The organism is bacterium (assembly GCA_024228115.1).
Taxonomy (GTDB): domain Bacteria; phylum Myxococcota_A; class UBA9160; order UBA9160; family UBA6930.
In genome coordinates, this window is record JAAETT010000416.1 from 1 (window position 1) to 10,312 (window position 10,312).

At 63.3% G+C, this 10,312-nt stretch carries 5 protein-coding genes and 1 pseudogene; 3 read left to right on the forward strand and 3 right to left on the reverse strand.

Features of this window, described 5'->3' with window-relative positions; all coding sequences use genetic code 11:
- Positions 1 to 240: 240 nt before the first annotated feature.
- Together GY937_17845 and GY937_17850 are read right to left on the reverse strand one after the other, a co-directional pair.
- Positions 241 to 837, reverse strand: a complete 597-nt coding sequence (locus tag GY937_17845) for a hypothetical protein (protein ID MCP5058569.1) — start codon at positions 835 to 837, stop codon at positions 241 to 243.
- Positions 838 to 864: 27 nt separating this feature from the next.
- On the reverse strand, positions 865 to 1,362 hold the full coding sequence (locus GY937_17850; protein MCP5058570.1) for a hypothetical protein: 498 nt from the start codon (positions 1,360 to 1,362) through the stop codon (positions 865 to 867).
- A gap of 343 nt (positions 1,363 to 1,705) precedes the next feature.
- Between GY937_17850 and GY937_17855 the strand changes: the two genes are divergently transcribed.
- From GY937_17855 to GY937_17865, 3 genes are all read left to right on the forward strand, one after another.
- The gene (locus GY937_17855) at positions 1,706 to 4,492 is read left to right on the forward strand and encodes a PD-(D/E)XK nuclease family protein (protein MCP5058571.1); all 2,787 of its coding nucleotides are present in this window, start codon (positions 1,706 to 1,708) and stop codon (positions 4,490 to 4,492) included.
- Positions 4,489 to 7,686: a UvrD-helicase domain-containing protein gene (locus GY937_17860; GenBank protein ID MCP5058572.1), complete on the forward strand. Its 3,198-nt coding sequence runs from the start codon at positions 4,489 to 4,491 to the stop codon at positions 7,684 to 7,686. Before GY937_17855 ends, GY937_17860 begins: the two co-directional genes overlap by 4 nt.
- A 97-nt stretch (positions 7,687 to 7,783) precedes the next feature.
- The gene (locus GY937_17865; GenBank protein MCP5058573.1) at positions 7,784 to 8,653 is read left to right on the forward strand and encodes a Fic family protein; all 870 of its coding nucleotides are present in this window, start codon (positions 7,784 to 7,786) and stop codon (positions 8,651 to 8,653) included.
- A 194-nt stretch (positions 8,654 to 8,847) separates the two neighbouring features.
- On the opposite strand, the pseudogene GY937_17870 reads toward GY937_17865, so the two are convergent.
- A pseudogene (locus GY937_17870) lies at positions 8,848 to 10,173 on the reverse strand (type I restriction endonuclease subunit R).
- Positions 10,174 to 10,312: the final 139 nt, after the last annotated feature.

Below are 10,312 nucleotides of genomic sequence, written 5' to 3' on the forward strand. Positions count from 1 at the left end.
AAGCACACTCCGCATTCGCGCCACGGAATGGGCATCGACCACCCAAAACGAGATCCGTCAGCGTCAATCGCCGCGCGGCACGCTGAAACATTGGAAAGCCAGCTTCTCAGCCAACTTTCGTGCATAGTTCAGGCTAACCCCCGGTCGGCTGCCGGTTCTTCCGGCCCTGGCTCCAATCGTGCAAGCGAATTGCGCGCCGCCGAATGAAAGGGAATATCCGAGGTAGGACGCCGCTGCCGCCTACCGATCGACGCCTTCCCGAGCGTCAGCAGAGGCTTCCGATCCCTCTCGATCGCGCTGGCATGCCGCCTCGGCCGCCTCTCTACTCGCGGCAAAACCGCCAAGCGCGAACCGATCCTCGAGCACCTCGAAGCGGGAGACCAGTTCTTCGGGGCCCGCGAGCTTCACCACCACCTCTCCCCCGTTGGACAGCAATTTCACCAGTTCCTCACCCGCAGCGAAATTCGAGAACGCCACGACGGTCGTCGTGGGTGTGAGCGGTGCTGAGCCCACCAGCTCTACGGGGACCTGAATCGACGTCGTGGCCACCGTGAGTTGGATTCTTGCTTCAACCGCTTCGAGGTCACTCACCTGTTGGGTGGTGGACCAGGAAAGCCAGAGGTTGTCGACGTCGCATGAACCCTGTTGCTTGATGAAGCCGAACTTGTGTCCCTTGACGATTGTTCCCTGTGAAATGAATCGATGCATGCCATCCCAGTCGTCGTTGAGCCACTCGGTTGATGCGGGCTCGTCGCTTGCCCCGCGGATGCCAACGGGCAGAAGCAACAAGAGAACGGCGGCCAGGAACGGGCCTACCCTGGAGTGTGAAGATCGCATCGCGGGGCTCCTTGCAACTGCTTCAGCCTACCAGCCCCGGCACCGAACGCTCCGCTCCCACGCCTTTTGAATAAGCCCGCGATCCCGCGCCGCCTCCGTACACAGCCGCGCCGGATCCGGCCGCTTCCCCACGCGCCCGAGATCCAGCCGATCTGCATCCCAACAGGTCTGCACCGTCGGATGCGCCTTTGTCCCCCCGAACGTGTGCTCCTGGCACGCGAACGCGAGCAGGTCGAGGTCTCCAACGTCGAGGTCGAAATAGTGCCCGTTCAGATCCCGGGCCACCTTCGCCGCCCGCAAGCCATGATCCTTGTCGGAGCCGTCGTTCTCTCGCTGCGAGTCGTGCAGGAACGCGAACAACTCGACAATCCGCGTGTCCGCTCCCGTGCGCTCGGCAATCCGCAGCCCGTTCCAGCGCACCCGCGCCCAATGCGCGACACCGTGGATGCCGCGCCAGTCGAGGCGGAACCGAGCCTCGAGATGTTCGAGGAGGGCTGGCGTAAGGATCTTGGGTTCGGCCGACATGAAGGGCGAAGCCTAGCATCGGCGTCCGTTCAGGCGTGAGGAGGACTGCCAGGCACGTTCGAGGAATTGATCTCGCGAAACATTCGCTGGTAGCCGTTTCACGATGGACTCATCGCCCACGAGAATCAGCCTTCCAAAGGGTGTGTGATCGGGATGCAGCAGCCCGAATGAACCCACTCGAGAAACGCTCGCCCAGGCCCACCTGGTGCCGGAGGTGGGATTCGCCTGGGCTCGCGCCCTTCCCCCCGGCACCTCAGGCCCGGAGAACCATTCCTTCTCCGTGTATGATCGCCGGACCTCGCACCCCTTTCCAAAGATCGCCGCGCACGCAAGGTTCCGCCCAATGCTCGAGACCCTCCAATTCCTGCTCGCTCCCGACCGCGGCGCTGCGAGGCGGCTCCGCCGGGCCCTCGCGGAGCGCGGTGCGTTGATCGGGGTGGCAGTCGGTGGCTGGGCGGATCTGCTCGAGCGCGCACAGCAGGCGTACCTCGTCGGTTCGCCAGGAAGCGATTGGGATGCCAGCTTCAGCAATGCGCTAGGGGAAGTAGAGACCGCCTTCTGGTCGAAGAGCCTCGAAGCGGCCCCCGACGAGACCGCGGCTGCCGTGGAGGCGAGCTTTCTACACGTCTTGAGAGGGGTCGCTCCAGGCACCCGGCTGGCCGACGCAGCCACCGGCGCCATGGCTGGCCTGCAGGGCCGCGCTGCGCGCCACATCACTGATCTGGCGCGCCTGCACGACGCTCTTGGCGAAACCTTGCCCCCTGAAATGGCCGGTGCGCGCGCCCTGCTCGCCGTTCCTACTGCCGAAGCGTCCAGTCACATCGCAGTCTGTCGGATCGAAGACCATCCGCGTCTGGATGCCTGGCAGCTCGCGGTCCTGGAAAAGCTGCGAGCAGACCTCGAAGCCGGTGGCGAAGCGCCCGACCCGGCCTTGCAGACGGCGCTCGAAGCATCGTTTCAGAACACACCCCGGGCATCGGAAAGCTCGGCGCTCGGCCACCTCCAGCGCCGGATCTTCGGCGATCTTGAAGGATCGGTGCCCCTCGACGAGAGCGTGCAGTTCCTTGGCTTGCGAGATCCGCTCGAAGAAGCCGAAGTTGCCGCCGGCATGGTTCAGCAAGCCCTCGACCGGGAGCCCCAGCTGAACCCCTCGGATTTCGCCTTGCTCCTGCCGAACGACGCGTTCACGCGGGCCGCCGTCGCTTCCAGTTTCGATGCAGCGGGCCTGCCTCTGGCAGGGATCGAAATCGAGCCCCCGCGGCGCGACCTCGCCTACGAAGCCGTGTATGCGTTTCTTCTCTGCCAGCGTACGAGTGCACCCGCGATGGCCCAGGCCACGCTGCTCTCGTCACCCCTTCAGCCGTGGGATGCCGCAACCGGGATGGCCTTGGCGGATCAAGTCATGCAGGGCCATCGGCCCCGGCTCGATGCGGATGCTCCAGAGGCCTCGACGAAGGCGCTTCGCATCGTTTTGTCACGTCCGGCAGACAGCCCGAACCACCTTACCGGCCGCCTACGCGCCTTCACAGAACTCCTCCAGGGCGGAGACGAGCTCAATTCGACTCTGTCCGATGTCCGGAGGCTCTGCGAAGAACTTGCGGCGATCCTGGATTCGGAGAACGAGATCCCTTGGGATCGGATCGAGCGCGCAGCTACTCCGCGTCGACTGAAATCCGAGTTCAAACCTCCCCACACCCAGGAAGGCATCACCGTCCTCGATGAGTCACTCGAGCCCTGGCGGGATGCGCGGTACCTCATCGTGATCGGCTGCGCTGCGGGGCACTACCCCGCTGACGCCCCCGTATCGCCGGTTTTCACGGACAGCGATCTCGGAGATCTCGCGGGAGCCGGCTTCCAGCTCGCGACCGGCGCGGACATCCTGGCCGATCGACGTGCGCGTTTTCGACGGCAACTGTCAGTGGCCTCCGAGGAAGTCACCTTCCTCATCCCACGCCGCGATACCGCCGGCGAAAAGTTGGCGCTCTCGAGCTGCCTTGCCTTCATTGCCCAGCACATCGATCAGATCGATGAAGATGAAGCTCTCGTGATTGACGTCGACGGTACGGACGGGCTCGACAAGGCGCGTGGCCTCGCGATTGCTGATTCCGCCACCCCGGAGCCGCCGCGGGAGATCCACTCGAGCGATCTCGAACTGGGCCGAAACCTCCTCCTGATCGGAAGCACGGACGGCGAACATCCGCCGAATTCCCCGAGCCGCCTCGACACGCTGCTGGTCTCACCCCTTGCCTGGTTGCTCGATCGCGCCCATCTCCAGCCGCGCGAATGGGCACCAGAAGATTTCGGCCCGTTGATTCAGGGAACCCTCGCTCACGCGGTATTCGAGGGGCTCTTCGTCCCCGACTCCTCCCTTCCTTCTGAAGATGCAATCCGGAAGCAGATACCGGCTCTGCTGGGTGAGGCCATCGAAGCCAATGCCGCGTTTGCCGCCGGGAACACGTGGGGAATCGAGCGTTTCCGGCTGGAGCAAGACCTCGAAGAGGCCGCTCTCGCGTGGCGGCGCATGCTGGACGGGCTGGGCGCTCGCATCCTTGCCTGCGAGGTGACACTCAAGGGCACGCTCCCCCAGGTGGAGACCAATGCAAATGGCGGTCGCCCGCTCCCCCTGCGCGGCACGGCCGACGTCGTCTTGCAGCACCCGGACGGATCGCTCAGCGTCGTCGACTACAAAAAGAGCAGCTCTGGCGGTCGGCGCACACGCATGGAATCCGCGTTCGATCTTCAGGCGTCGCTCTACCGTGCCATGCTCGAAACCGGCGGGCCAGAAGGAGCGGAACACCCGTCGCTTCGAGAGGCAGCCAAGAGGGCGCCACGCATCGACGTCCTCTACTACACGCTCAACGACCAGACCGCATTGTCAGACGGTCCTTCGCGACAAGGAACTGGCCTCGCCCAATTCGAAACATTCGGAAACGATGTGTCGAAGGGCGCACTCGACAGGCTGAAGGAGCAAGTCGCCAAGGTTGCGAGAGGCCGTGTGTGCCTGAACCACGAAGAGGACGACAAGACCTTCCAGAAGAACTGGGGCATCAAAATATACGCTCTGGAAGACAACCCGCTCCTGCGGATCTTCCTGCACCGCAGAGGCGCAGCCCAGGAGGAATCCCCGTGAGCCTTCCGATGCGGACGATCATTCCGGCAGGCGCTGGTTCCGGAAAGACGTACCGGATCCAGAAATCGCTGGCCGAATGGGTGAACGACGAACTCGTCGCTCCCGAACGAATCGCTGCCGTTACCTACACCGAAGCCGCTGCTGCGGAGTTGCGTGGGCGGATCCGCGGTGAACTGGTGTCTTCGGGGCGGCTCGATTCGGCCCTCAGCCTCGACCGCGCATACATCTCGACGATTCACGGCTTCGGGTCACGGCTGCTGCGCGAGTTCGCGTTCGAGGCTGGAGTATCGCCCGCGCCGCGGCTTCTCACGGACGACGAGGCGGGGTTTCTGATCGGCGTCGAACTCGCCGCAACGAGCGAACTCGACTTCGTCATGCATCACCTGGGTCACTTCGGATACACCTACGACTTTGGGAGCAAGCAATCGGCTGAAGCTTCCCTTCGCAGGCGCGTCGCTGAAGTCATCAAGAAACTGCGCGAAATTGGCCACGGATCGCGCGGGGCAAGCGAAGTTGTCCATCTCGCAGATGCCAGCGAAGCGTTTCTCCGAAAGCTGTATGGGCCAACCTGTGATGCGGCCCGCTGCGAGCAACGTTTGCGAGGCGCCGTAGAAGAAATCCGCGGGCGCTTCCCAGATAGCCTCGTGCCGCAGTTCGAGGGCAACGACGCAGCGACCAAAGCGTTCCGGAAGGATCACCGGGCCCTCGCGCAGGCCGCGGAAGGGGATCGCCTCTCGAACGATTGGAGTCTCTGGAAGTCGCTCTCCAAGCTGCGGATCAGCGTGCGAGGTGGGCCAACTCCCGAAGGTTACGATGAACTCGCCTCGGAAGTGATGGAGGCTGCCGCCCAGCTCGCACATCATCCCGGGCCGCTCGAGGACGCGATCCATCATCTCCGCAGTTTGATCCGTGCAGCCGACGAATCTCTCGCTCGCTTCGGCGAAGCCAAACGCCGGCGCGGCCTCGTCGACTACACCGACATGATCGCCGAACCCTGGCAGCTTCTTGCAGAGCGAAGCGATGTGGTGAAGGCACTCAGCAGTCGCATCGATTGCCTGGTGATCGACGAGTTCCAAGACACCAACCCGCTCCAATTCGCCCTTCTCTGGCGCCTCCACGACGCAGGCATTCCGGCACTCGTGGTGGGCGACATCAAGCAGGCGATCATGGGGTTCCAAGGCGCCGACCCAAGACTATTCGAACAGCTCCCCGTCCAATTCCCCGAAAGCACCGACCCCCTTGCCACCAACTGGCGCTCACAAGAAAAACTCCTGGCCTTCTTGAACTGCGTCGGTAAGGGGCTGTTCAATGAGGACTACGTAACCCTCGAGAGCCGTGCCGAATTCGAAAGCGAACTCTCTGCTCTCCAGGTCATCGAGGCAGGCGGCAGCAAGGTAAGGAAGGCTGAGTCAGCTCTCCTCATCGAAAGTGTCGCCCGCATCCGGGCTCTCCTGGACGACGAAGAAGCCCGCGTCTGGGACGCCGATCTGAAATGCCATCGCCGCCTGCGCGGCAGCGACATTGCGGTGCTGGCTCCGAAACACGCATCACTCGACACATTCGGAAAGGCCCTTCGCAGCGCCGGAATCCGAGTCCGCCGTCAACAAGACGATTGGATCGATTCCCCGATCGTACGACTCACCTGCCAGGCCTTGGCCTACGTTGCGGACCCAGCCGATCGCCACGCAGCCTTGGCTGTCGCAGTCACCGAACTTGGCCAATCCGAGCTTGGCCCGGCCCTCTCTGCACTCCTCGACGGCACCGCCCTCGACGACCCGGCCCTCACCTGCCTCGACGCAGTCATCGCCGGTGCCTCTGACCGAAGCGTGCCCACGCTGCTCGCCGAACTATGCGAGGCACTCGGCCTCTGGGATCAAATCGCCCGTTGGCCGGATGCCGCTGCCGCGCGAGCCGATCTCCTCAAGCTCCATGCCGACGCCACCCACTTTCACGAAGCGCCGCCGGAGGCCCTTGCGAGCGCCGGAATCCACGGAGCCGGCCCGAAGAGCTTCCTGGCCTGGCTCCCGCTGCATGCCCGCGAAGACCGAAACAAACGGCCCGAGCCCCGCGTCCGCGACGACACTGCCGTCGTCCTCGCCACCTGGCACGCCGCAAAGGGCCGCGAGTGGCCGATCGTGCTCCTCACCGGCCTCGATGAAAAAGTCGAGCCGCGGCTGCCAGACATCACCGTCTGGTTCGAGGACTTCGATGACCTCGACGGCATCCTCGACCGAGCCGCCCTCGAGATCTCTCCGGAGTTCGAATCCCCCGAAGCCAGCGACCGCTTCAAGAAACCCCTCAGACGCCGCGGAAATCGCAACGCTCATCGCCTGCTGTACGTCGCGCTCACCCGGGCCCGCGAGAGCCTGATCCTCCAGTGGCCCGAGTACCTGCGCGAGAAGCTCAAATCCGGTGCCGACGAGGCCAACACCTACTGGTCGCTCCTGCGCGAAGCCGTCGGACTCGAACTCGGGCCCGAGGGCCTGACGGCGGGAGGCGAAACCTACCCTTGCCGTGTCATCCACGCAGAACCCGGAGGAGACGAGCCCCAGGTTCCCGAGGTCGAGCTTCCTTTGCCCACGCTGGGCCGTCGCGCGATCGTTCTCAACGATGCGCCCGATCCGAGTGCCCTTACCCCAGACCAGATCGCTCCCTCTGAGCTGCACGCCGCGGCACTTCCACTTCCGGCTTCTCTCCGAACCGTGAGCTACGCCCAGCCATTCGAAGCAACCCTCCCAGGCAACCCAGCCGAACGCGGCAATCTCCTGCACCGCGCATTCGAAATCCTCTTCGGCCACCCCGAACGACGCGAACTCCTCGCCAGAGGTACCGGCGTGGAGCTACCCGACGACGCCACCGACGCCATCTGCACAGCCGTCGTCGAATTCGAAGAGTGGCTGACCCAAGAACTCAACCCGACCGCGATACGCACCGAGGTCCCGTTCCTGGCCGTCAACGAGAATGGAAGCACCGTCCACGGCGCAATGGATCTGCTCGTCGAAACAAGCAACGGTTCCTGGGTGTTCGATCACAAGTCGGACCAGATCGAGGACCGACAGGAGCGCTTCGGAGTGTACTGGCCACAGTTGGAGGCCTACGCGGCGGCGGTGAAGAGCGCTGGAGGTCTTCCGGTTCGAGGCGTCGCGGTGAACTGGATCAGTGAGGGTGAGGCGATGTTGATGGAGTTCCCGTGAGCCACCTGAACGCCCGCGGCGACACAACCCATCCTGGCCGGTGAACGCAGCGTTCGCTGTACAATGACTCATTGCATCCCAATGGCCCGGAGCCCCTGTGATCTTCTCCCCGCAGTTCACCCTCACCCCCAAGATCCAGCGCCAGATCAAGGCGATCGAGAGCACCTCTGGCTTCCTCGAGGCGGTGCGCCTGCGCCCCGACTGGATCCACGGAGTCCGCGCCAAGGCTCAGGTGCAGGAGGCTCTCAACAGCGTTCAGATCGAGGGCAACACACTCACACTCGAGGAGGCATTCGCACTGGCCGAACAGCTGCCCGACCGGGCGCTGCACGACAGTGAGCGGGAGTTCTGCAACTACCTTCGATCCTTCGAAGCGCTGGATGGCTTCCAGGGAGACCGATCGGCAGTTCTCAACAAGGGAGACCTGCTCAACCTCCACCGGCTGCTGGTAGATGGCGTCCGCGGGGGCTCCCGCTATGCGGGGCAGCTGCGGCGCGAAGAGGTGAGCGTAGGTGACGTGGTGAACGGCGAGACCGTCGTACATCACGCGCCACCGCACTGGGCGCAGGTCGAAGAAGAGGTGGCCTCCCTTCTACGTTGGATCGAAGAAAGCAAGAACTACGGCAACAACGGCGACGGGGATACTTGGGTCCACCCCGTGATTCAGGCCGGAATATCCCAGCATCGGCTCGTGTGGATTCACCCCTTCATCGATGGCAACGGGCGCACGGCGCGCATGCTCACCACGCTGCTCCTCTACCAGCGGGGCTACGACTTCAAGTACCTCTTCGAGCTCTCGGGCTACTACAACCGCGACCGCGACCGGTACTACAAAGCCCTACGGAGCGCGGACCGCACCGGCGACTACACAGAGTGGCTGACCTACTTCCTGGGCGGGTTCTCGTTCCAGATGGTGACGATCAAGGAGAAGGCCATGGAAGCAGCCAACGCGGGAGATACGGCATGATCTCGGGGTCGCGTCGGAGGCGCGAAGAGAAACGGCACCTTGGTGCGCTAAGCCGGTGCCCCTTGAAGGGAGCACCAGAGTGCCTCCGACAGGGACGTCTTCAATCTCCAACGGACGGTGATGGGCTTCTCGCCCTTCCAATCCACGAAGTCCACAGAGCCGCAATATGCTTCCCGTCAGCAGAAGCGTTCTGATCAGTAGTACTGGCGAATGTACTCGAACGCGCGGCCGAAAAGTCCCGCGTCCTGATGAAGCTGGTACCTCAACAGTGTCTTCCTCAAGGCCATCTTCACCTCGCGCTCGCCGGCGTGCGTACTCTGCCAGTCGTCGAAGCGGACCTCTCGGACGATCTCGTCGATGTCGTTCACGACGCGCTCGACCATGATCGGCGTGTCTCCGTTCTTGGCCTCTTCGAACAGCTCGGTCAGCGCCGCCTTCCCGCGCTCCTTTTCCTCCATAGGAGGCACTGCCTTCTCGGTCTCAACGACGTCGTGTGCAAGTTCCAGCAGCGCTTTGAGAAACTCGACGCTGACCAGCAAACCTTGCTCGTGCCGGTTCTTCAGGTCCTCGAGCCGCTCTGCCAGCGCCTTGAAGCGCGGGTCGTGGATGTGCTTCCGAAGCCGGTGAACAACCTTGATCTCGATCTCTTTGGCCTTCTTCTTGGGATCCGGAGCTCCAAGCACTGCCTCGAGAAGATCTGCATCGACCACCAGCGTTTCGAGATCATCGTGGACAGCATCGACATGCACGTTCTGGTGGATAAGGTCGATCGTCTTCGCGCCCAAGCGGTGCCAGAGCAGTTGCCCCGTGGCGGACACCGGCTTGACCGACTCATAGACCTGGGCGATCCAGCGGTAGTCCGTCTCGTACTGCCCAAGTATCGGGTCGGGCGAGATCGCCTCCCACAGCCTCGCCACGTAGCTGACATCTTCAGCGAAGCGGTCCCGAACATCATTGTTCGGCAGGCACTCCTGCGCGGCCATCAGCCCCTCGTAGCCAGTCACAGTTCTGTCGACACCGGGGAAGTACTCGAGGCACTTCTGCACGGCCTCAGGCAGCTTCGCCTTGAGCTCGGAGATGTTCGAGACGACCTTGGTGATGCCTTCCTCGTCGAACTGTATGGCTTGGGCGACGTCGTCGAAGATCCCGAGGTAGTCGACGATGAGACCGTGGGTCTTCAATTGACCGTACGGGCGGTTTGTTCGGCAGATCGCTTGGAGGAGGGTGTGATCGCGCAGGGGTCGGTCGAGGTACATCGTCTGCAGGATCGGGGCATCGAAGCCCGTGAGCAGCTTCGACGTGACGATGATGATTTTCAGGGGGTCGTTGGGGTCCCGGAAGCGATCCAGGAGCTTCTCCTCGGCATCGCGGTCGCGGCGGTAAGGGGCGTAATCGTCTTCTCCGCTGTTCACCGACATGACGATGTCGGAGGTCTCGGGCGGGAGGTGCTGGTCGAGCGCCTTCTTGTAGAGCACGCAGCTCTGGCGGTCGAAGGTGACGACTTGAGCGCCAAAACCGTTAGCAGGGTGCTGAAATTTGGTGCCGGTTGGCGCCAGAAAGGCCGAAAGCGGGGGTTTCGATGGCGCTCTGTGCTTGGCTTCCGGTTTCCTCTGCCAAGGATCCCAAGATCGCTTGCTGAGTAGCAAGGGAGTCACGTCG